Origin of the sequence: Muricoccus vinaceus, assembly GCF_042433125.1 — a bacterium.
Classification (GTDB): domain Bacteria; phylum Pseudomonadota; class Alphaproteobacteria; order Acetobacterales; family Acetobacteraceae; genus Roseomonas; species Roseomonas vinacea.
On record NZ_JBHLVZ010000084.1, the window covers coordinates 46,621 to 68,847 of the forward strand.

Here is a 22,227-nt window from a genome sequence, read left to right on the forward strand (position 1 = left end):
GATCGGCGCCAGCCGGCCGCGCAGCGGCGGGCTGCCGTTCCGTTCAGGATTCGTCTGGTGGTGCCGCCCAACCCGGTGCGCGCTCCGGAAAGCGAAACCCGCGGCGCGTGCGTGATGGTGCAGCGAGCCATCCCGCACGATCGGGCATCGCCCCGCCTGTCATTGTAGCGGGACGCGCCGCCGCCCGCCGGTGCCGCGCCACCGTTCAGGCCGAGGTGAACAGCGCTGCCTCGTAGAACCGCTCCGCGGGCAGCGGGTCGGCCAGGACGCCGAAGGTCTTGAACATGGCGTTGAACTGCTCCAGCCAACGGTTCACCGTCCCGTCCTCCGTGAAACGGTTCAGTTCGGCGCTGGAGAGCAGCTTGCGGCTCCGCGCCACGTTCGCGGTGATGGCCAGCGGCGCGCCCAGGAAGGTCGCGGTCAGCTCGATCGAGCGATCGAGATTCGCGATCCGGTAGTCCAGCGACTTCTTCATCACGCGAAGGAAGCGTCGCACGAGGTCCGGGTCCTGCCGCACGACCTCGTTGCGTGCCACGAAGGCGTTGATGAAGGAGGTCTCGGGAAAGAAGTCGTTGTTCGAGGCGAGCTCCTTTATGTCGGGCACGCGGGTCCTGATCACGTCGATCAGCGGGTACCAGATGCCGGCAGCGTCGATCTGACGGGAGGAGAAGGCCGCCACCACGGTGCTTGGGTCCATGGGCACGACCTGTATGTCGGCCACCGAGAGCCCGGCACGCGCCAGGCCCAGCCGCAGGATCATGTCGCCCGAGGTGCCCTGCGGCACCCCCACCTTCCGGCCTTTCAGCTCGGCGACGGAGCCGATGCCTCCCTGGGCGATGATGCGGTCGCTGAACCCGATGTCGTTGACGCCGACCACCTTGGCCCGCCCGCTGGCCGGCAGCCAGAGCGCGCCCGGGCCGATGGTGCCGAAGTTCAGGCTGCCGGCGCCCATGGCCTGGATCTGGATCGGCCCGTTGGTGAAAACCTTCGCGTCCGCGCTCAGCCCCTCCGCATCCCAATACTTCTGGTCGTTCGCGATGGCGATCACGCTCGCGTTGGGGAAGTCCGCGATATAGCCGATCGTGGCGGTCTTGCCCGCCGCGCGGGCGGTGCGGATGCGGGGCGCCGCGAGGCAGGCGCCCGCGGCGGCGGTCGTGATGTTGCGTCGTGTCAGCATGGTGTCTCTCCCTGTCGCGCCGTTTCGCCGGCGTTGATGCTTTGCCGCTCAGTGCTCCGCCGGATGATAAACCGACCGCCAGACCTCGTTTCGCAACGCCGTGAACCCAGCCGAAAGGCGCATCTCCTCCGTACGCGGATAGGGCAGGTCCACCGGCACGACCTTATGAAGACGGCCCGGACGCGCCGCCATCACGATCACGCGGCTGCCGAGATACACGGCCTCGTCCACGTCGTGGGTGATGAACAGGACCGTCCGCCGTTCCTGGCTCCAGGTACGCAGCAGCTGGTCCTGAAGGTTAACCCGAGTCAACGCGTCCAGGGCGCCGAAGGGCTCGTCCATCAGCAGGATCTTGGGATTGACGGCATAGGCCCGCGCGATGGCGCAGCGCTGCTTCATGCCGCCTGACAGCGTCTTCGGAAGGGAGTCCGCGAAGTCGGACAGGCCGACAAGGGCGATGAAATGGTCCGCCACCTCGCGGCGCTTCCGGGCCGCCATTCCCGCCACGCGCAGACCGAACTCGACGTTCTCGCGCACCGTCAGCCAGGGAAACAGGGCATATTGCTGGAAGATCACGCCGCGTTCGGGTCCTGGCCCATCCACCTCGGCGTCTTCGACCAGCACACGTCCGGAAGATGGCCGCAACAGCCCCGCCGCGATGTTCATGGCCGTGGACTTGCCGCAACCGGATGGCCCGACCACGGTGATGAACTCGCCATCCGCCACGTCGAGCGAAAAGCGGTCCAGCGCCAGGAACCCACCACCGCCGCCAAGATCGAAGCGGCGGGACACATCCTGGAAGGAGATCTTCGGCCTCATGCCTTCTCCTGCCACGCGGTCAGGGCGCGGTCGGCCGCGATGATGATGCGGTCCATCAGCAGGCCCAGCACACCGATGGCGATCAGGCTGACGAAGATCGTCGGCAAGTCGTAGTAGAGTTGAGCCTGCTGCATGCGGAAGCCCAGCCCGGACTGCGCCGCGATCAGCTCCGCCGCCACCACAGTCGCCCAGGAAGAGCCCAGTCCGATCCGAACGCCCACCATGATGAAGGGCGTGGAGGCCGGGATGACGACGCGGCGAAAGATGGTCGCGTCCTTCGCCCCCAGCACGCGCGCGGCGTTGATGAGCGTGCGGTCCACGCTGACCACACCCTGGAAGGTGGCGACCACGCTCGACAGGAAGGCCGCGAGAAAGATCACGAAGATCTTCGGTGTCTCTCCGATGCCCATGGTGACGATGGCCAGCGGAATCACGGCCAGCGGCGGAATGGTGCGGAAGAACTGCACGTAAGGCTCAACCAGCCCGCGCGCGATCTTGTACCAGCCCATCAGAAAGCCCACGGGCACCGCGATCATGACACCCAGCAGGAAACCCGTCAGCACCCGCGCCAGGCTCGCCAGCGAGTCCGTCAGCAGTTGCCCGTTCCGCGCCAGGGTGATCCCGGCCGCCAGCACGGCGCCGGGCCCTGGCAGGCCCGCCACTCCCTCGGCCGTGACGAGCCACCAGGCACCGAGCCCGAGCAGCACAGCGAGGAGGTTCAACCCCAGCATGGCGGCGGCCGGTGCCCAGGACTTTCGCGAAGGCTCCTCCACGCCGGGCATCGGGTCCGTCATGCCAGTGCGCCCCCTGCCGCGCCACCTGATCCGTCCGGCCGCAGCACGCATCGGAAGCCGACATGCGTGGTGGCGCTGTCGATCATCTGAGCGTGGCGTGCCGCCGGCCGGTAGCGGCGGCAGTAATTCGGCGCGCAGAGATGCGATCCCCCCTTGAGCACCTTGCGCGCAATGCGAACCGCCGGTTGATGCCGATCATAACTGCTTGCAGCATCCGTCACCCGGGGATTGGCGGGAACGCAGCACGGCTTCGACACCTCGGGGGCATGCCGTCCCGTCCAGAAGTCGTCCGTCCATTCCCAGGCGTTCCCGATCATGTCGACAAGGCCGTAGCCATTGGCGGGATAGGAACCCACGACAGCCGTGCCATGCTCGCCGGTGCCCGCGCGCTTCGCCGGAAACTCCCCCTCCCAGACATGCGCCATCCGCCGTCCATCCGGCAGGAACTCGTTGCCCCAGGCATAGTCTGCCCCATCCAGCCCGCCACGCGCGGCGAACTCCCACTCGGCCTCGCTCGGCAAACCCTTGCCCGCCCAGGCGGCATAGGCCGCGGCGTCGGCATGGGCGATGTGGACGACGGGATGCTCCATCAGGGCCGTCCCGATCTCCTCTCGCCCCTTCGGGCGCCGCCAGCTGGCCCCGGGCACAAAGCGCCACCAGCTTTCCGCGGCCCGCAGCCCGTCGCGTCCCGACGGCGCTTGGAACACAATCGAGCCGGGCTGAAGCATCCGGGGATCGGCGCCAGGGTAGAGCGCCGGATCCGGTGCCGTTTCCGCCACGCTGCGGTACCCGGTCGCCCGCACGAAGGCGGAGAACTCACGGTTCGTGACCGGCGAGCGATCCATCCAGAACCCGTCCACGCGCACGCGGTGAACAGGCGCCTCCTCCGGATAATGACGGTCGGAGCCCATCCGGAACACGCCGCCGGGAATCCAGGCCATCGTAGCGGCTGGCTGCGGCAGGATGCCACCGGACCCAGCGGCACCTGGCTCAGCCACGGCTGTCACCGGCATGCCGCGTGAAGGTCGCGCGTGCGGTAGGCGGAATCGATCAGCCACTCGCGTATCGCATCCAGCAACTCCCGCCGTTTCTCCAGATGCGCGGGATCGCTCCAGAGGTTCCGCACCTCCGCAGGGTCGCTGGCGAGGTCGAAGAGCTGTCCTTCCGCAGAGCCCTTGAAGTGAACGAGCTTCCAGCCGTCGCTGCGCACGCCCGTGATGAACTCGACTCCGCCCAGCGCCACGTCGCCGGCCTGCTCGCAGAACACATGGGTGCGCGGCGTCCAGTCCCGTCCCTCGAGCGCCGGCAGCAGGCTGCGCGCCTCGAAATCGGCTGGCGGCGTCAGGCCGGCCAGCTCGAGGATAGTGGGGCCGAGATCAAAGAGCTGGCACTGGCCCTCCACGCGGCGCCCGCCGGGAAAGCGGCCGGCGGTGGACCAGATGATGGTCGGCACGCGCGTCACGACGTCATACATCGACCATTTCTGGATCAGCCCGTGTTCACCAAGGCATTCCCCATGGTCGGAAGTGAAGATCACCACCGCGTCCTCTAGGTAGCCGCGCTCCCGGAGCGCCCCCAGCAACTCCCCGATCTTGTCATCGATCAGGGTGACGTTACCGAGATAATGCGCCCAGACCCGGTGCATCTGGTCCGGGGAAGGATCGAGGCTCCAGGCGACACTGTCGTGATCCACCTCCACGTCATGCCGGCGCTTTTCCTGCAACGCCGGATGAAGCCCATCCAGCTCCTCCCGCGTCGGCTTGGGCAACGGAAGGTCGTTCGCCCGCAGGTAGGGTGCGGAGTAGCGCGCCGGCGGGTCGAAGGGCGGGTGCGGGCCGGGAAAGCCGACCTGCAGGAACAACGGCTCGGTCGGCGGGTAGGTGTTCACCCACCACTTCGCCATGTTGCCCACAAAGGCGTCCGAGTGCAGCGCCTCCGGCAGCTCCCAGTCGAAGGCGCCGAGACGCGTCCGGTAATCGGGCCTCTCGCGGTACTGCTCGCGCTGCTGCTTGACCAGGCCATGCGCCGCGAGCGCCTTGTCCCATTCGTCGAAGAACCAGCGCCCCTCCATGTAGCGGTCCTTGTTCTCCACCACGTAGCGCTCATGGAAGCCGGAGTCGGACTCGTATGGAATGGTGTGCATCTTGCCCACGTTGACGCAGCGGTAGCCGCTCTCGCGCAGCCGCTCCACCCAGGTGTGCTGCCATGCCTGCCCGTTGGCGAGAACTCCGGTCGTATGCGGGTAGTATCCCGTGAACAGGCTTGCGCGCGAAGGCACGCAGCTCGGTGCGGTGATGTGGCATTCGGTGAAGGCGACCCCGTCCTCCACCATCCGGTCCAGGTTGGGTGTCGAGACATGCGGGAAGCCCAGCGCCGCGATGGAATCGTAGCGCTGCTGGTCCGTCATGATCAGGATGATGTTCGGCCGGTCAGCCATGCGGGCTCAAGCCTTTCAGACTGTAGGGCTGAGTGGGCGGGCCAAGGACCCGGCCAAGGCGTGGCTCGTGCTGAATTGCCTGCGCTGACCGCGGCATGCCCATCCTCCGACGCACGTCCTCGCGGCGCACAGAGCGCCGTTGTTGTTCTTGTTCAGGAGGTGCAGCTTCACATAGAGTTAAGGTTAACGCAACGCTCACTTTGCCACGCGTCGTCCTGGGGCCGGGTGCGGAAATCGGCGGGGAGGAGGCCAAGATGACCGGAGAACAACGCAGCGACCACGGCGCGAGCCCACGCGCGACGCTCGCCTCCGTGGCACGCCGCGTGGGCGTCTCGGTCAACACGGTCTCCCGCGCCTTGCGCGCTCCGCAAACCGTGAGGCCGGAACTCAGGGCGCGCATCGGCGCCGCGCTGGACGAGGCGGACTATGTCCCCAACCGCCTCGCCGGCGGCCTCGTTCGAACGCGCTCCAACGTCGTGGGCGTGGTTGTCACGTCCCTGTTCTACTCCGAGTTCGCCGCCGTCATCGATGCCATGCAGACGGAACTCGTTCAGCAAGGCCTGCAGGTGATGCTCGGCAACTCGCGCTACGACCCGGAACAGGAATGGCAGATCGTGCGCGACTTCCTGAGCTGGCGCCCGGCCGCCATGGCGATCATCGGTCTCGACCATCATCCCCGCGCGGTCGGGCTACTGCGCGCATCGGGCGCGCCGGTGGTGGAGATGTGGGATATCGGCGGGGAGGTCATCGATTCCGCCGTCGGCATGGACCACACCGCGATCGGGCGCGCGCAGGGCGAGCACCTGCTCGCCTGCGGCTACCGCCGCCTCGCCTTCCTCGGCAGCCTCCGCCCCGGCGACACGCGCGCGCGGAAGCGTGCCCAGGGCCTTGCCGCCGTTGCCGCCGAGGCCGGGCTTGCCGAACCCGTGCTCTGCACGCGGGCCGAGCCAGGCGACCCGCGGCTCGGTGAAGCCCTGCTGCGCGCACTGCTGGATGATCAGCGCGACGTCGACGGCATCGTTTGCAACAGCGATGCCGTCGCCTTCGGCGTGCTGCGCGGCCTCGCCGGCCGGGGCCGGCGCGTACCGGACGACTGCGGCGTCGTCGGCTTCGGGGATTCGGAAGCCAGCGCCTACATGGCCCCTCCCCTCAGCACGGTCCGCCCGGCGCGCGAGGCGATCGGGCGGCTCACGGCCCAGACCATTCTCGCGCGGATCGCTGGCGGGCCGCCCCAGCGACTGGTAGCCGGCTGGACTCTGATAGAGCGAGGCAGCACGCGGGCCGTGGGCTAGCAACACTGCCTTGCCGCCGCGGATCAACGCGCCGGAAAGCCCCGGAGTGCCTCGGACCAGCCCTGCGTCTTCAGATCGCTCCGGATCCGCCAAGCTAGGATCTCGTTCACCAGCGCCCTGCGAACCGGCTCATGTCCCGAGTCGTTCCAAAGATTGCGCAACTCCTGTGGATCGGCGCGCATGTCGAAGAGCTGCCCTTCGTCGCTGTCCACGAAATGCACAAGCTTCCACCGCTGTTCGCGGATCATCGTCATGAACTCGGTGCCGCTGAGGATCCGGTCACCTGCGTGCTCGGCGAAAACGAAGGGGCGAGGCTCCACCTCGCCATGGCCGAGATAGGGAAGCAGCGAGCGCGCCTCCATCCAGCGTGGCGGCTCGATGCCAGCCAGCTCAAGAATCGTCGGACCGAGGTCGAACAGCGAAACGAGGTCTTCCACCACCCTCCCCTCTGCCACCCGCCCCGGAGCCCAGGCAATGGCCGGCACGCGAACGCTTCCCTCGTACATCGTCCACTTCTGGCTGTGCCCGTGGTCGTTCAGGCAGTCTCCGTGATCCGAGGTGAAGAGGATCACCGTGTCCTGCAACACGCCGCGTCGCTCCAGAGCCTCCGTCAGCTTGCCCATCTGGGCGTCGATCATCGTGACATTGGCGCAATAGTGCTCGCGCTGGCGCCGCATCTGCTCCGGCGTCGGCTCGTCGAGGTGCACCACCGCGTCATGATCCACGGACAGGTGCTGCTCACGCAGCTTCTTCAATGCCGTGGGCTGGCCGTCGATATCCTCCCGGTCCCAGATCGCCGCGGGAAGGTCCCGCCCTTTATAGGCCTCCAGCGCCTCCGGCGTGGGATCGTAGGGCGGATGCGGTCCGGGAATGCCGATCTCCAGGAAGAAGGGCCCAGTGCCGCGCCAGGAGTCGATCCAGTGTGCCGCGAGCGCCGGCACGAAGTTGTCGGAATGCAGATGCGCCGGCGGCTCCCAGACGAAAGCGCCCAGGCTTTCGCGGTAATCCGGCCGCCGCGCATAGGTCATCCGGCTGGGCTTCTCGAGACCATGCGACCAGAACGCCTTGTCCCAGTTGTCCATGAAGAAGGGCAGGCGCGGCGTTGCACGGTCCTTGTTCTCCACGACATGGCGTTCATGGAAACCAAAGGACTCCTCGAAGGGATGCGTGTGCATCTTGCCCACGTTGACGCAGCGGTAGCCGGCATTGGCCAGCAGGTTCACCCAGGTGTGCGTCCAGCGCTCGTCGTTGCGGAAGACGCCGGTGGTGTGCGGGTACAGGCCGGTGAACAGGCTCGCCCGCGAGGGCGCGCAGGACGGCGAGGTCACGTACATGCGCGTGAACATCACCCCTTCCCGCGCGAGACGGTCAAGGTTCGGGGTGATCATATGCCCGAACCCGGCAGCGGCGATCGTGTCGAAGCGCTGCTGGTCGGTGATGACCAGAACGATGTTGGGTCGACGAGCCATGTCCATCCGGCATTCCTCCTCGCTTTAGCAAAGTGCCGACACCAGCGGAGCGCGGCGGCAGGCGGAGGATCGTAGCGCCGCGGTCCGGCAGCGGGCTACCCGCCCCTTGCCGCGTTGACAGGCATTCGCGCAACACTACAAATCCTGCCCATGGCGTCCGTTCCACACAAGGATCACCCGGTGCCGAGCCCTCCTGCACTGCCCGCTGCGGTGTCCTACCGCAGCCTGCGCGGCCGGCGCGTGGTGATCACGGGCGGCGCCACCGGTATCGGCGCGGCGATGGCAGGCGCGTTTGCCGCACAGGGCTGCAACGTCCACGTGCTCGACATCCAGCACGAAGCTGGCGGCCTCCTGGCTGATACCCTGCCGCATACGGCGTATCACGCCTGCGACCTGCGCGACGTGGCGGTCCTCCGCCGGACGGTGCGTGACATCGAGGGGATCGCCGGCGGCATCGACGTGCTGGTGAACAACGCCGCAAGCGACGAGAGGCACGCCTTCGACGAGGTGGAGCCCGAGCAATGGCGGGACCGGCTGGCCGTCAACCTGGACCACCAGTTCTTCGCCACCCAGGCGGTTGCCCAGGGCATGCGCGCACGCGCGCGCGGCTCGATTATTCTGTTCAGCTCCACCTCATGGATCAAAGGTAGGCCGGGCATGGTGGGCTACACCACCGCGAAGGCCGCCGTTATCGGTCTCACCAAGACCCTGGCGCGGGAGCTGGGCTCCGATGGCGTGAGGGTCAATTGCATCGTGCCGGGTGCGATCGTCACGGAACGCCAGCTCGGCCTCTGGCGCACGCCAGAGATGGAGGCCGAGTTCATGGCCAGCCAGGCGTTGAAGCTTCGCCTCCAGGCCTCGCACGTCGCATCCGTGGCGCTCTTTCTCGCCTCGGACGAGGCCGCTGGATGCACGGGCGCACAGTTCGTGGTGGACGCGGGGCTGACATGACGCGCGTGCCGCGGACGGCATGCGGCCGAGCTTGCTCGGCGCATGCCGCACGCGGGCGCCGGGTTTCGCGCCTCCGGTTCCCGGCCGCTACTCCGCCGTGATCCCGGCATCCCTCACCACCGCGGCCCAGCGCGGGATGGCCACCGCAACCCGCTCCCGCAGCGCCTCCGGCGTGCCGCCCACCACCTCGTAGCCCTGGGCGACGAGGTTGCGCAGCGCGTCGGGTGCCGACAGCACGTCGTTCGCCGCCTCGTTCAGCCGCGCGATCAGCTCCGGCGGCGTGCCGGCCGGGGCAAAGAGGCCGTACCAGTCGCGCATGACCACGCCCGTGACGCCCTGCTCGGCCAGGGTCGCGACCGTGGGCAGATAAGGCAGCCGCGCGTCGGCCGTCACGGCCACCACGCGCACCCGCCCATCCCGCGACAGCTCCACGGCCTGCGGGGTGTGGATGAACATGGCGGCGACATGCCCGGCCAGGATGTCCGTGATGGCCCCTGCCAAGCCACGATAGGGCACATGCGTGACATCGAGCCCGGCCCGGCGCTTGAACAGCTCCATGGCCAGGTGGTGCGGCGTTCCCACGCCGGGCGAGGCGTAGTTCAGTCCCCCCGGCCGCGCCTTCGCCCGCGCCATGAACTCGGCGAGGCTTGTCCCACCGGCCGAGGCGTTGAGGGCCAGAGTGCCTTCCGTCTCCATCAGGGTCGCGATCGGGGCGAAGCTCGCTACGGGGTCGTAGGGGATGGTGCGGAACAGGCTCACATTCATCGAGAGGGTCGTTGCCTGCAGCAGCAGCGTGTTGCCGTCCGGTGCCGCCCGCGCCACCGCCTCCGTCCCGATATTGCCCGAGGCGCCCGGGCGGTTCTCGACCACCACGGGCCGACCCAGGCGGCGCGACATTCCCTCCCCCACCGCGCGCGCGATGATGTCGGGCGGCGCGCCGGGCGTGTAGGGCACGATGATCGTGACCGGCCTGGCCGTGGCGGTGCCCTGCGCCCTCACGGTGCCGGGCATCGCAAGGGCGAGACCCGCGGCCATCGCTGCCCGGCGCGGCAGCACCGTCCGGGGCGAAGGGGGGGTGAGATTCATGTCGTGATTCCTCCCGCAGGGCTTTGGCCCTTGTTGTGTCCAGACTATTCGGCGGCCCGCGCGAGGTCCCGCCCCATGGCCCCATCCAGGTCAAAAAGCTTCCAGGCATTGGTGCGCCCGATCTTCCGCCGGTCGTTCTCCGAAATGGAACAGGCATCGAACCAGTCCGCCGCGTGATCGATGTTCTCGAAGGGCCAGTCGGCGGAGAACAGGATGTGGTCCGCCCCGATCTCCAGCATCGCGTCGATCAGCGTCTGCGTGCGGAAGTTGCCCGACGTCGTGATGAAGAAGTTCTCGCGGAAATACTCCCCGAGCGGGCGCTTTGCCGGATAGCCCTTGGGAGCCTTCACCCAGCCGTTGCGGTTGTCCACCCGCCACATGGAGTAGGGCAGCCCCTCCCCCATGTGGCCAAGGATGATGCGCAGCCCGGGATGCGCGTCGAACAGGCCGGAGGCCATGAGCCGCAGCGCGTGCACAGCCGTTTCCTGCCCGAAGGCCCAGGTGGGGCCGAGCAGCCAGGGATGGCCGTCATAGATCGCCGCGTCCTTCGGCAGCGGGTTGCGCGGGTGCAGGTAGAAGGGAACGCCCAGCCGCTCCACCTCCGCCCAGAAGGACCGGTACTGCGGCAGGTCGTAATAGGTCGCGTTGTCCGCCGCTCCCACCTGAGAGAAGCCGTTCACCAGCCCGCCGACGAAGCCAAGATCGGTGACGCAGCGGGCAAGCTCCCGTGCGGCGAGGTCCGGGTCCTGCATCGGCAGTGCGGCGAGCCCGCGGAAGCGGTCGGGGCGCCTCGCGACCTCCCCCGCCAGGAAATCGTTCGCCCGCATCGCGATTTCCGCCGCCTGCGCCGGATCGGGAATGGCCTGCACGGCCGGCGCGTTGAGCGAGGGCAGCATCACCTCGATCCCGTGCGCGTCCATCTCCCGCAGGCGCCGGTCCTGCAGGTCCAGCAGGCGCGCCTTCAGCTCTTCCCACACCTCCGCCGCCAGAAATCCGGCGCTGTCCATCAGCGTGTCCGGGATGGCGAAGTGTTCCTCCAGCGCGACCTTGCCCTGCATTTCTCTTTTCCTTCGTCTTGGTGGCGTCGATGATGCGTGCCGCGGCCGCGGTCACGAGGGAACGAGCACGTCACGCCCTTCCAGCGCCCGCGAAAGCCGGCCCAGAAGCGCCGTCAGCCCACCCCCGTCCGTCGCGGTGCCGAAGACATACCAGTCCGGCCGCACCACGGCGGCAGCGGCGCCATGGGCGGCGAACCATTCGGCATAGGTGCCGGAAAGATCCTCCAGCGCGCCCGGCACAGACACGTCCGGCGAAGAAGGCGACACCACAGCGACACGTCCGCCGATCCGCTCCCAGGCGGCGCGTTGCATGGGCGTCAGGAGGTCCAGCACCCCGGGCGTGGCCGCCACGATGCACCACCCGGCGCCCACCACATCGTCGAACAGGCCCGACCCGCTCTTGGCCCGCACCGCTGCCTGCGGAAACAGCCCGCCCCCGTTCACCACCAGGCCCCCGCTCAAGGGCGGGAAGCGCAGCTTCTCGGGTGCCTGGCTCCCCCGGCGCTGCGCCAGCAGCCTTGCGTCGCGCTCCCGGGCCCTGGCCGGATCGCGCATGGTCTGCACCCGCCCCAGCTCGATCGCCCGCTCCGTGATGAAGCGCACATGCGGCTCGCGCTCCTGCTGGTAGGTGTCGAGAATATCCGGATGAGCCTGTCCGGTGAGCACGAGGTCGAGCTTCCAGGCGATGTTGTGGCTGTCGCGGATGCCCGAGCACATGCCCTGCGCGAGAAAGGGCGGCATCTCATGTGCCGCGTCTCCGGCCAGCAGCACGCGGCCCTGGCGCCAGCGGCCGGCGATGCGCGAGCGGAACACATAGTTCACCGCGCGGATCAGCTCGGCATCGGCCGGGGTCAGATAGCGCGCCACCCTGTCCCAGACGCGCCCGGGACGCGTCGCCTCCTCCCGCGTTTCGCCGGGGTTCAGCATGAAGGAGAAGCGGTGGTGGTGCGGGCCGATCCGGACGATGGAGGTGGGCTGCGCGGGGTCGCAGACCTGCCGGAACATCGGCAATCCCGCGACGGCGCGGTGCATCCGGAAGTCGCAGACGAGCCAGTTCTCCTGGAAGCCGTAATCCTCCACCGCTTCGGACACGACGCGGCGGGCGAAGCCGCTGCCACCATCGGCCCCCACCACGAAGGCCGCGCGCACCGATATATCCCCCCCACCCTCGCTCGTGCCGCGCAACGTCACCCCGGCATCGTCCTGGATCAGCGCCGTGACGGTGACTCCCTGCCGCACGGAAACGGTCGGGAGAGCCTTGTCATGCCGGTCGAGCACGTCCTCCACATGCGGCTGGAACATCATGTAGAGCTGGGCCCAGCCGCATGGCGCAGGGTCGGCGTAGGTCAGCTCCACCAGCGTCTCGCCGTCGGCGTTGATCCAGTCGTAGTCGCGTTGCACCACCGCGCCCCGTCCGATCTCCTCGGACAAGCCCAGCTTCTGGAAGGTGCGCATGACCTCGTCATCGAAACACGCGGCGCGAGGAAGGTTGTAGAGGCCGGTATAACGCTCCAGCACCAGCACGCGGTGGCCGCGCTGGCCAAGCAGCGCGGCAAGGGTCATGCCCGTCGGCCCGTAGCCAATGACGGCAACGTCGTACTCTTCCATGGCGTTCCTCCCGCCCGGCCGGTCTTGGTTCCGGCACCGTTGAGGTCATCATGGCCGCCGCAGGTCACATTTGCAAATGAAAGAGTTGCATCAGCAAGTTTTTTCGGCTGCACCACCCCGCCGAGAGGATCTCATGGACGACTACCAGCTCACCAAGGCATTTCCCTACCTTCTGAACCGCGTGGGTGTCCGGATGGGGGAACTCTTCTCCCGCCACCTTGCACCCCATGGGCTTACCCTGCCGATGTACCGCGTCATGGCGGCGCTGCGGGAATGCACCGCCATGGGCCTGGGCGAGCTGGCCGCGACCACCACCGTCGAGCTGTCCACGCTGTCACGCCTCGTCGGCACGATGTCGCGTCAAGGGTTGGTCTCGCGCCAGAGGGTACCGGGGAATGCGCGGACGGTGGACATCAGCCTGACACCTTCGGGCCGTCGTCTCCTGGAGACGTTGATCCCCGTTGCGGTGATGCACGAGGACGAGGCGCTGCGCGGCTTTGCCGCAGAGGACGCGGCCCGGCTTCGCGGCGCCCTGTTGCGCGTCCACGAGAACCTCTCGGCCATGGCCGCCGACCCGGCCAGCGAAAGAACACCGGCACGCCCGGCGAGGCGAACACGGTGAGGTCTCATGCCTCCGGGTGCTGCGGTGCCCTCCGCCGCGGCGCGATCATCGTGGGGCAGCGCGCCCACACCCACGCCATCATGGGTGCCGACCCATTATTCAAGGATCCCTCTTGATGGAAGAAACCTGGCGCTGGTTCGGCCCCGACGATGCGGTCCGTCTCGACCACATCAGGCAGGCGGGTGCGCGCGGCATCGTCACCTCCCTTCACCAGGTCCCCTATGGCGAGGTCTGGACGGTGGAGGAGATCGAGCGGCGCAAGGCGGCCCTCGCGCGCGATCCCGCGCTGGGGCTGCAGTGGCGCGTGGTGGAAAGCCTGCCGGTGCACGAGAAGATCCGGCGCGGCGACGCCGACTGCGCCCCGCTCTTCGCCAGCTACCGCCAATCCATGCGCAACCTCGCGGCCTGCGGCGTGACGAACATCTGCTACAACTTCATGCCCGTTCTGGACTGGACGCGAACCGAGCTGCGCCACCCCCTCCCGGGCGGCGGCACCGCGCTCCGCTTCAACGCGCACGAGTATGTCGGCTTCGACGTCTTCATCCTCGGGCGCCCCGGCGCGGAGGAGGGCGTGTCACCCGGGCTGCTCGCCCGCGCCAGGGCCTGGGCCGAGGGCGCCAGCGAGCAGCAGAAGGAAACCCTGCTTGCCTCCATCATGGCCGGCCTGCCCGGTGCCTTCGAACGCTACGACGTCGCGGGCCTCCGCCGCATCCTCGCGGCCTATGGCGGGATGACCGCACAGGATCTGAAGAACAACCTGCGCCGCTTCCTGGCGGAGGTGATCCCCACCGCCGAGGAACTCGGCGTCAGCATGGGCATGCACCCCGACGATCCACCGCGCCCCCTCTTCGGCCTGCCCCGCATCGTCTCGACGGAGCAGGACATCGCCGACCTCCTCGCGATGGCCGACAGCCCCGCCAACGGGCTGACCCTCTGCACGGGCTCGCTCGGCGCGCATCCGGCCAACGACCTGCCGCGCATCGCCGCGCGCTTCGCCGACCGCATCCATTTCGCGCATCTGCGGAACGTCGCGAAGGAACCCGACGGCTCCTTCATGGAGGCCGACCATCTCGGCGGGGACACCGACATGGTGGCGGTGGTGGAGGCGCTGCTGACGGAGCAGAAGCGCCGCCTCGACGCCGGCCGGCCGGACTGGCGCATCCCCTTCCGGCCCGACCACGGGCATGAACTGGCGGACGACATCGGAAAGCCGACATTTCCCGGCTATCCCTTGATCGGCCGCCTGCGCGGCCTAGCGGAATTGCGCGGGGTCATGACCGCCGTCGCCCGGATCAAGGGCCTGCCGATCTAGGCCAAAACCTCATCCCGGCACTTCCGGTGGCGGCCTGCCCCAGGCAGGCCGCTCAGCCGCTCAGGGCACGCGCGGCTTCCATCGCCAGCGGCGCCATGCGTCGCCGGAACGGCTCCTCCTCCCATTCCGAAAGCGACGCGGCGATATGCACCGCGGCGACCGGCCGGCCTTCGGCGTCGGTCACCGCGGCCGCGAGCACGATCTCCCCCAGGAACCATTCTTCCAGCGCGAGCGCGTAGCCCAGCGCCCTCGCCTCGGCGATCCTGGCGCGGAGGCCGGGCAGGTCCGTCACCGTGCGGGGCGTCATGGGGCGCCGATCGGAGCGACGGAACACATCCTCGATCGCGTCGTCGCTCAACTGGGCCAGCATCGCGCGCCCGCCGGAGGAGCAGAAGGCGGGAAGGCGCCGCCCGACCAGCGTGGCCGCGAAGGTCTCCCGCTTGCTCTGCAGGCGCACGGCGTAAACGATCGAGAGATCGTCGAGCAGGCTCAGATCCACCCGCTCCTGCGTGGTCCGGCGCAGGTCCATCAGCGGTGTCGTGGCGCGCTGCACGAGGGGGTGCATGCGCAGGAAGTCGTAGGAGCGATCCATCAGCCGCAAGCCCGGAACATGGCCTCGCCCGTGTTCATCCAGCGCCAGGTAGCCGAGGCAGCGCAGCGTGTAGCACATCCGCTGCGCGCCGCTCTTGTCCAGCCCCGAGGCCTCGGCGATCTCCGCCAGGGAGAGCGGCCGCTGAAGCGAGCCGAAGACCTCCAGCACCCGGAACGCCTTCTCCACGGCCTGGACGTAGAGCCGCGGATCCACGTCGTCGCGCGTGGGCAACGAAGGCTGCTTTGCCTTTGACATGCGGCGCGATCCCTCCTTACCATCACTCTACAATTCGTTCGTATCGCTAGACAATACTCTCGCTTTCGTGGAGGGTCGATGTTCGGGCGCAGTGATCCACATGCGGGCTGACCGCTTCACCGGCCGCGTCGCCGTGGTAACGGGGGCAGCCTCCGGCCTGGGGCGCGCCACCGCACAGGGCCTCTCACGCGAAGGCGCGCGCGTCCTCCTGTTCGACCGGAACGCGGAGGGACTTGCCGTAACCCTGCGTGCCTGCCCTGGCGCCGTCGCGGTTCAGGGCGACGTGACCAGCGCGGCTGACCAGGCGCGCCTGGCGAGCGAGGCGCGCCGCATGGGACCAGTGACGCTGCTGGCCACCTCGGCCGGCACCATAGGCTCCACGGTGCCGCTGACCGAACTCGCGGAGGAGGACTGGGACCGCCTCTTCGACATCAACGTGAAGGGCACCTGGCTGACCCTTCGCGCGATCCTGCCACTGCTGAGGGAGGCAGGCGGCGGCGCCGTCGTCACCTTCGCCTCCGCCGCCGGCCTCACCGGCTCCCCCGCCCTGCCCGCCTATTCCGCCAGCAAGGCCGCCGTTGTCATGATGACCCGCAGCCTCGCGCGCGTTCATGCCGGCGAGGCCATCCGCCTGAACTGCGTCTGCCCGGGCTCCATCGACACGCCGATGCTGGAGGAAACCTTCGCATCCGCCACCAGCCCGGAGGCGCGCCTGCAGCGGGAGGCCGAGTTCCGCGCGCGCCACCCGCTGGGCCGCTTCGGCGAGGCGGGCGAGGTGGCCGCCTCCGTGCTTTTCCTTCTCAGCGACGATGCGGCCTTCACCACCGGCGTCGCCCTTCCCGTGGACGGAGGACGCCTTGCCTGACCCGCGACGTCTGGGAGGCCGCGTGGCCATCGTCACCGGCGCGGCGCGCGGCATCGGGGCGGCCACGGCGCGCCGCCTCGCCGCGGAGGGGGCGCAGGTCCTGCTCGCGGACCGCAGCCCGGACGTCACCGCCACGGCCCGAAGCCTCGGCGCCCGGTCGATGGAACTGGACATCACGTCCGGGAATGCGGGCACGGCGCTGGCCCGCACCGCGATGGACGTCTTCGGCCGCATCGACATCCTCGTGAACAATGCCGGCATCGGCGGCTCCAGGCCGCTCGCGGAATCGGACGACGATCTGATCGACCGCTTCATCGACACCAACCTGAAAGCCGTCCTGCGCGTGACCCGCGACGTGGCGCCGCACCTGTCGCGGCCAGGCGGGCGGGTCGTGAACGTCTCCTCCACCCTCGCCCTGGCGGGCTATCCCGGCACCACGGCCTACGCGGTCGCCAAGGCCGGCGTGGCGCAGTTCACGCGCCAGCTCGCATCCGAACTGGGGCCAGAGGGCATCCTGGTGAATGCCGTGGCGCCCGGCGTGATCGAGACGGCCATGACCGAGAAGCACCTGCTGAACGACTACTACCTCAAGGCGATTGTCGAGCCGACACCGCTGCGCCGGGCCGGCCGCCCGGAGGAGGTCGCCGCCGTGATCGCCTTCCTGGCTTCCGCCGACGCTTCCTTCGTGGCGGGACAGGTGATCGCCGTGGATGGCGGCTGGACAACCGCGCGCAACCCGCCGCGCGCACCCGGGCAGGCAACAACGGGATGACGGGCCGGGGGATGAAGGATCGAGGAATGATCGACAAGAGCGTGAACTGGCCCGGCGGCGCGCGCATCGCCGTGATGCTGACCTTCGACTTCGATGCCGAGACGCTGTGGACCTCGCGCGACCCAGGCAATGCCCGCCGGCCGGGCATCCTCAGCCAGGGCGTGTACGGCGCCAAGGTGGGCGTGCCGAAGATCCTGGAGACGCTGGAGGAGGAGGAGCTGAAGGCCACCTTCTTCGTCCCCGGCTGGACCGCGGAGCACCACCCTCAGCGCACCGAGATGATCGTCGCCGGCGGTCACGAGGTGGCCCACCACAGCTATTCGCACAACTGGATCGACCCCGACTTCCCGGACAAGGAAGTGGAGGAGATGGAGAAGGGGCTGGATGCGCTGAAGCGCGTGGTCGGCGTCGTGCCGCGCGGCTACCGCTCCCCCGCCGGGGAGTCGAGCGACAGCATGATCAGGCTGCTGCACCAGCACGGCTTTCTTTACGACAGTTCCCTGTTGGACGACGTGGTGCCCTACCGCCTCACGCTGCCCGGCGGCGGCAAGGGGCCGATCGAGCTGCCCTGGCACTGGAGCACGGACGACGCGCCGCACGCGCTCTTCTCCGTCAAGTCGCCCCGGCCGATCTTTCCCAACAGCCACATGCTGGAAATCTTCCAGGACGAGTTCCGCGAGATCTATCGCTGGGGCGGGCTGTTCAACCTGGTCATGCACCCGCAGGTGACGGGACGGCCGAGCCGCATCGCCCTGTTGCGGGACATGATCGCCTTCATCAAGTCCTTTCCCAATGTCTGGTTCGCCACCGGCACCGAAGTCGCCGAAGCCTGGATCGCCGCCCATGACGCCGCCTGACGCCAACCACGCCGCGCCGCCGCCCAACGGTTACGATCCCGCGGGCTTCAGGCCGCTTACCTTCCACGACGCCGTGCCCGCCTTCCACGCTGGCACGGACACGCCCCGTGCCTATCTGGAGCGCTGCCTGGAGGTGATCGCGGCGCGCGAGCCGGTGGTGCGGGCCTGGGTGACGCTGAACGAGGCCGGGGCGCGGGAGGCGGCCGATGCCGCGACCGCCCGCTACAAGGCCGGGCGCGTGCTCTCCACCATCGACGGCATGCCCATCGGCATCAAGGACATGCTACAAACCAAGGACATGCCGACCGAACAGGGAACCCCCCTGTTCAAGGGCGTGCAGACCAGGACCGACAGCGCGAGCGTGCTGGCGCTGCGCCAGGCCGGCGCGGTCATCCTCGGCAAGACCGTGACAACGGAACTGGGCATGTCCCATCCCGGCCCCACCACCAATCCGTTCAACCCCGACCACACGCCCGGCGGCTCATCCTCGGGCTCGGCTGCGGCGATCGGCGCGGCCATGGTGCCGGCCGCGCTGGGCACGCAGGTGGTCGGCTCCATCATCCGCCCGGCCGGCTTCTGCGCGAACACCGCCATCAAGCCAAGCTTCGGCGCCATCCATCGCGGGGAGCGCCTGGCCTTCAGCCAGAGCCATATCGGCGTGCATGCCGGCTGCCTCGCGGACATGTGGAGTGTCGCCTTCGAGATGGCGCAGCGCGCCGGCGGCGACCCCGGCCATCCCGGCCTCTACGGGGAGACGGCCCCGCGCCCACCGGCCCGGCCCACGCGCCTCATCGTCATGGAAAGCGAGGGCTGGTCGATGACGGACCAGGCGACCGCGGGCGCCTTCGACAAGCTTCTCGGGCAGCTCAGCGACGCCGGCGTGACCATCCTGCGGCGCCGCGACAGCCCCCTGATCGAGAACTTCGAGCGGGCCATCGCGCAAAGCCTGGCCATCTGCCGCGACGTGTGCGGCTACGAGCTGCGCTGGACGCTCGAGAACCTGATCGAGCGATTCCCGGTCGGGCTGAGCGAGAGCATGATGTCCCGGCTCGACCTCGCGCGCGGCATGTCCATCGAGGACTACCGCCTGGTCCTCCTGGAACGGGAGGCCGCGCGCCGGGCCTTCGCCGCGCTGGCACCGCTGGCGGATGGCCTGATCAGCCTCAGTTCCGTGGGCCCTGCCCCGCTTTTGGAGAACAAGGCCAAGGACTCCGGCGTGACCCACACGACGGGCCTCCCCGCCTTCAACGCCGCCACCTCCGTCCTCGGCTCGCCCGCCATCACGCTGCCGCTTCTCTCGGTTGGCGGCATGCCCGTGGGCGTGCAGGTGATCGGGCAGATGCATGGCGACGCCGCGCTGACGGGCCTCGCGCGCTGGGTGGTGGACAGCACCGTGCCGGTTCTCGCCTGATGTCCGGTGCGGCACCTTCCGATGCCATCCGGCGGCGCAATCCGCTGCTCGGCCCCAACAGGATGAAGCTCGGGATCTTTGGGACCAACGGGAAGGGCGCCGCCCAGACGCTGGTGCCGGAGGCCTACCGGCCGAGCTGGAAGAACTCGGTGGAGACCGCGCGCCAGGCCGATGATCTGGGCTTTGAGGCCGTGCTCGCCTATGCGCGATGGAAGGGCTACCTCAAGGGAGAGCCGTCCCATCCCAGCGGCGTGACGCTCGATCCCTTCACCTGGTGCGCGGGCATCGCCCAGGCGACGCGCCACATGACGGTGATCGCCACCTCCCACGCGCCCACCCTTCATCCCATCACGGCTGCCAAGCAGTGCGCGACGATCGACATCATCGCGGATGGCCGCTTCGCCCTGAACGTGGTGGGCGGCTGGAACAAGCCGGAGCTGGAGATGTTCGGCGCCGCCATGGCCGAGCACGACCGCCGCTACGACCATCTGGAGGAATGGCTCCGCATCATCCAGCGCCTGTGGCACGAGGAGGCGGAGTTCGACCACGAGGGCGAGTTCTTCCGCGTCCTCCGCGGCTCCTCCATGCCCAAGCCGTTGCAGCGGCCCGGACCGCCCATCGTCAACGCGGGCGGGTCGGACCGCGGCCAGCGCTTCGCCTGCGAGTTCGCCGATGTCTGCTTCCTGATCCTGCGATCGGAGGACACGGCCGAGATCGCCGCCCAGATCGCCGCCTACAAGGACATGGCCCGCCGGGACTACGGCCGGGAGGTGCAGGTCTGGACCTACGCCTATTGCGTGCAGCGGGCGACGCGCACCGAGGCCGCGGATTACCTCGAGCACTTCGCCGTGCGGCACGAGGACGGGCCGAGCCTGGACGCATGGAGCGCGGGCGTCGGCTCGCAGACCAAGATCATGCAATCCCCGGAGGCCGTCCGTTCCTTCCGCAAGCGTTTCGCGGCGGGCGCCGGCGGCTCCGGCCTCGTGGGCACCGCCGGGGACATCGCCGCGCGCCTCGACGAGCTTTCCGAGGCCGGGCTGGACGGGGTTCTTCTCACCTGGGTGGACTTCGCCGACGGCCTCCGCCGCTTCCAGGAGGTCATGCCCCTTCTCGAAACCCGCGGGATGCGGGCGCCGCACCCCCAGGCCGCCACCGCTTCCGCTTGAGAAGGACGCCCGGGCGCTGACCCGGCCGCCACGCACGCCAGAGAACACACGGTGCCTCCAGAAGAAGGACCACGCCGATGGGACTTGGAACCAGACTGAGGAAGACCCTCGCTGCCACCCTGCTGGCCGCCGCGCCGCTCGCGGTGCCCGCGGCGCAGGCGCAGGACCGGCCGTTGCGCCTGGTGCTGAATGTCGGGCTACAGACGCTGGACCCGATCGCGGGCCCTTCCTTCGTGACCCGCAACTTCTCCTACATGGTCTTCGACACGCTGATCGCGATGGACGGCAAGGGCGAATACCGCCCGCAGATGCTGGACAACTGGCGGATCAGCGATGACGGTCTGACCTACACCTTCACCCTGCGCGAAGGGCTGGAATTCAGCGACGGCGCGCCGGTGACCGCCGAGGACTGTGTTGCCTCCATCCGGCGCTGGGGCGCCCGCGACTCCCTGGGCCGCCGCCTGATCGCCGCGACGAAGGACCTCCGCACCGTCGATGCCCGGACCTTCGTGCTGGAGCTCGGGCGGCCTTTCGGCCTGGTGATCGAGGCGCTGGGCAAGCCGAGCGTGCAGGTTCCCTTCATCATGCCGGCACGCCTGGCCGCCACCACGCCGCCGACAACGCCCGTGTCCGAAGTCGTCGGATCCGGTCCCTTCCTGTTCCTCAGGGACCAATGGATACCCGGGGAGCGCACCGTCTTCGCCCGCAACCCGCGCTACCGCCCTCGCAGCGAGCCGGCCGACGGCCTCGCTGGCGGCAAGGTCGCCAAGGTGGAGCGCGTCGAGTTCGTCAACATGGGAGACCCCGGCCTGCGCGCGGCGGCGGTCCAGCGCGGCGAGGTCGATTACCTGGAATACGCGCCGATCGACTACATCCGGAACATGCAGCGCGACCGGAACCTGGTGCTCGCGCGGGCGCGCGGCTATGCCGAGATCGTGGGCGGGATCAGCATCAATCACCACCAGCCGCCTTTCGACAACGTGCTCGTCCGCCGCGCCGTGCAGCAGATCATGGACCGGCAGGAGCTTATCGCCGCTGAAGGGGTGCCGACCGACCTGGCCCGGCCCGAATGCCTTTCGCTCTATGCGTGCGGCACCTTCTACGAGAGCGCCGCCGGAACGGAGCAGACGCGCGATACCAGCATCGCCCGCGCCCGCGAGCTCCTGCGGCAGGCAGGTTACCGCAACGAGCGGGTCGTCTTCCTGCAGCCCGCCGACTCCGCCCTGATCAACCCGATCGGCCTGGTGATGCTGGACCGCCTCAAGCAGGCCGGCGTCAACCTCGACGTGCAGACCTCCGACTGGTCGTCCCACGCGCAGCGCTGGATCCAGCGTCAGCCGCTCGACCAGGGCGGCTGGAGCCTGCTGCCTGTGGTCTATACGGGCTTCGATCTGGCCAACCCGCTCAGCAATCCGGGAATTGGCTACAACTGCACCAACAACCAGCCCTGGGGCTACTGCGACCCCGCCATGACCCCGGTGATCGAGCGCTTCGAGGCGGAGCCCGACGCGGCCAGGCGGCGGGAGATCGCCGGCGAACTCCAGCGGCTCTCCCTCCAACAGGCCAACTTCCCGCTCGCCGGGCAGTTCGCGAGCCCTGCGGTCTGGAGGGCGGAGCTGAAGGGGGTGATCGACTTCGGCTTTCCCATCCTCTGGAACATCGAGCGGAGCGCCCGCTGAGCGGG

20 protein-coding genes are annotated in these 22,227 nt (G+C 68.9%); 10 read left to right on the plus strand and 10 right to left on the minus strand.

The features are described from left to right. Positions 1-205: 205 nt before the first annotated feature. The 5 genes from ACFFIC_RS23365 to ACFFIC_RS23385 all read right to left on the minus strand — a co-directional run bounded on the left by ACFFIC_RS23365 (position 206) and on the right by ACFFIC_RS23385 (position 5,227). Complete coding sequence (locus ACFFIC_RS23365) at positions 206-1,177, minus strand: aliphatic sulfonate ABC transporter substrate-binding protein (protein ID WP_377054884.1); 972 nt, start codon at positions 1,175-1,177, stop codon at positions 206-208. A 48-nt stretch (positions 1,178-1,225) separates the two neighbouring features. Continuing rightward, complete coding sequence (locus ACFFIC_RS23370; RefSeq protein ID WP_377054886.1) at positions 1,226-1,996, minus strand: ABC transporter ATP-binding protein; 771 nt, start codon at positions 1,994-1,996, stop codon at positions 1,226-1,228. Beyond that, positions 1,993-2,790, minus strand: coding sequence for an ABC transporter permease (locus tag ACFFIC_RS23375; RefSeq protein ID WP_377054888.1), 798 nt, complete (start codon positions 2,788-2,790; stop codon positions 1,993-1,995). Before ACFFIC_RS23375 ends, ACFFIC_RS23370 begins: the two co-directional genes overlap by 4 nt. Further along, on the minus strand, positions 2,787-3,731 hold the full coding sequence (locus ACFFIC_RS23380; protein WP_377054890.1) for a formylglycine-generating enzyme family protein: 945 nt from the start codon (positions 3,729-3,731) through the stop codon (positions 2,787-2,789). Before ACFFIC_RS23380 ends, ACFFIC_RS23375 begins: the two co-directional genes overlap by 4 nt. 62 nt (positions 3,732-3,793) lie before the next feature. Beyond that, positions 3,794-5,227 carry a sulfatase family protein gene (locus ACFFIC_RS23385; RefSeq protein ID WP_377054892.1) on the minus strand — a complete coding sequence of 478 codons (1,434 nt, stop codon included), beginning with the start codon at positions 5,225-5,227 and terminating at the stop codon, positions 3,794-3,796. A gap of 254 nt (positions 5,228-5,481) precedes the next feature. Between ACFFIC_RS23385 and ACFFIC_RS23390 the strand changes: the two genes are divergently transcribed. Further along, a complete protein-coding gene (locus ACFFIC_RS23390) occupies positions 5,482-6,519 on the plus strand; it encodes a LacI family DNA-binding transcriptional regulator (protein ID WP_377054894.1) in 1,038 nt (345 codons plus the stop codon). A gap of 23 nt (positions 6,520-6,542) precedes the next feature. Here the strand turns inward: ACFFIC_RS23390 and ACFFIC_RS23395 are convergent, their stop codons facing one another. Continuing rightward, positions 6,543-7,988: a sulfatase family protein gene (locus ACFFIC_RS23395; protein WP_377054896.1), complete on the minus strand. Its 1,446-nt coding sequence runs from the start codon at positions 7,986-7,988 to the stop codon at positions 6,543-6,545. A gap of 180 nt (positions 7,989-8,168) precedes the next feature. Between ACFFIC_RS23395 and ACFFIC_RS23400 the strand changes: the two genes are divergently transcribed. Then, positions 8,169-8,939, plus strand: a complete 771-nt coding sequence (locus tag ACFFIC_RS23400; protein WP_377054898.1) for an SDR family NAD(P)-dependent oxidoreductase — start codon at positions 8,169-8,171, stop codon at positions 8,937-8,939. Between the two features lie 87 nt (positions 8,940-9,026). Here ACFFIC_RS23400 and ACFFIC_RS23405 read toward each other — a convergent pair whose 3' ends face one another. Genes ACFFIC_RS23405 through mhpA form a run of 3 tightly spaced genes read right to left on the minus strand, consistent with a single transcriptional unit; the run spans position 9,027 to position 12,691 of the window. Continuing rightward, positions 9,027-10,025 carry a Bug family tripartite tricarboxylate transporter substrate binding protein gene (locus ACFFIC_RS23405; RefSeq protein ID WP_377054900.1) on the minus strand — a complete coding sequence of 333 codons (999 nt, stop codon included), beginning with the start codon at positions 10,023-10,025 and terminating at the stop codon, positions 9,027-9,029. 44 nt (positions 10,026-10,069) lie between these two features. Continuing rightward, positions 10,070-11,083 (minus strand): amidohydrolase family protein, encoded by a 1,014-nt coding sequence (locus tag ACFFIC_RS23410; RefSeq protein ID WP_377054902.1) that lies wholly within the window; start codon positions 11,081-11,083, stop codon positions 10,070-10,072. 51 nt (positions 11,084-11,134) lie between these two features. Next, positions 11,135-12,691 (minus strand): bifunctional 3-(3-hydroxy-phenyl)propionate/3-hydroxycinnamic acid hydroxylase MhpA, encoded by a 1,557-nt coding sequence (gene mhpA / locus ACFFIC_RS23415; RefSeq protein ID WP_377054904.1) that lies wholly within the window; start codon positions 12,689-12,691, stop codon positions 11,135-11,137. 133 nt (positions 12,692-12,824) lie between these two features. Here mhpA and ACFFIC_RS23420 point away from each other — a divergent pair, with 133 nt between their 5' ends. Continuing rightward, the gene (locus ACFFIC_RS23420; protein WP_377054906.1) at positions 12,825-13,313 is read left to right on the plus strand and encodes a MarR family winged helix-turn-helix transcriptional regulator; all 489 of its coding nucleotides are present in this window, start codon (positions 12,825-12,827) and stop codon (positions 13,311-13,313) included. 115 nt (positions 13,314-13,428) lie between these two features. Further along, on the plus strand, positions 13,429-14,625 hold the full coding sequence (uxuA, locus tag ACFFIC_RS23425; RefSeq protein ID WP_377054908.1) for a mannonate dehydratase: 1,197 nt from the start codon (positions 13,429-13,431) through the stop codon (positions 14,623-14,625). A 52-nt stretch (positions 14,626-14,677) separates the two neighbouring features. Here the strand turns inward: uxuA and ACFFIC_RS23430 are convergent, their stop codons facing one another. Continuing rightward, entirely contained in the window at positions 14,678-15,472 is a 795-nt protein-coding gene (locus ACFFIC_RS23430; protein ID WP_377054910.1) for an IclR family transcriptional regulator, read from the minus strand. A 100-nt stretch (positions 15,473-15,572) separates the two neighbouring features. Here ACFFIC_RS23430 and ACFFIC_RS23435 point away from each other — a divergent pair, with 100 nt between their 5' ends. The 6 genes from ACFFIC_RS23435 to ACFFIC_RS23460 all read left to right on the plus strand — a co-directional run bounded on the left by ACFFIC_RS23435 (position 15,573) and on the right by ACFFIC_RS23460 (position 22,222). Continuing rightward, the gene (locus ACFFIC_RS23435; protein ID WP_377054912.1) at positions 15,573-16,337 is read left to right on the plus strand and encodes an SDR family NAD(P)-dependent oxidoreductase; all 765 of its coding nucleotides are present in this window, start codon (positions 15,573-15,575) and stop codon (positions 16,335-16,337) included. Next, complete coding sequence (locus ACFFIC_RS23440; protein ID WP_377054914.1) at positions 16,330-17,109, plus strand: SDR family NAD(P)-dependent oxidoreductase; 780 nt, start codon at positions 16,330-16,332, stop codon at positions 17,107-17,109. The genes ACFFIC_RS23435 and ACFFIC_RS23440 overlap by 8 nt, the downstream gene beginning before the upstream one ends. A gap of 26 nt (positions 17,110-17,135) precedes the next feature. Further along, on the plus strand, positions 17,136-17,966 hold the full coding sequence (locus ACFFIC_RS23445; protein WP_377054916.1) for a polysaccharide deacetylase family protein: 831 nt from the start codon (positions 17,136-17,138) through the stop codon (positions 17,964-17,966). Then, complete coding sequence (locus tag ACFFIC_RS23450) at positions 17,953-19,377, plus strand: amidase family protein (protein WP_377054918.1); 1,425 nt, start codon at positions 17,953-17,955, stop codon at positions 19,375-19,377. The genes ACFFIC_RS23445 and ACFFIC_RS23450 overlap by 14 nt, the downstream gene beginning before the upstream one ends. Further along, positions 19,377-20,543 carry an LLM class flavin-dependent oxidoreductase gene (locus tag ACFFIC_RS23455; protein ID WP_377054920.1) on the plus strand — a complete coding sequence of 389 codons (1,167 nt, stop codon included), beginning with the start codon at positions 19,377-19,379 and terminating at the stop codon, positions 20,541-20,543. Before ACFFIC_RS23450 ends, ACFFIC_RS23455 begins: the two co-directional genes overlap by 1 nt. 77 nt (positions 20,544-20,620) lie before the next feature. Further along, the gene (locus tag ACFFIC_RS23460) at positions 20,621-22,222 is read left to right on the plus strand and encodes an ABC transporter substrate-binding protein (RefSeq protein WP_377054922.1); all 1,602 of its coding nucleotides are present in this window, start codon (positions 20,621-20,623) and stop codon (positions 22,220-22,222) included. The last annotated feature ends 5 nt before the right edge of the window (positions 22,223-22,227 follow it).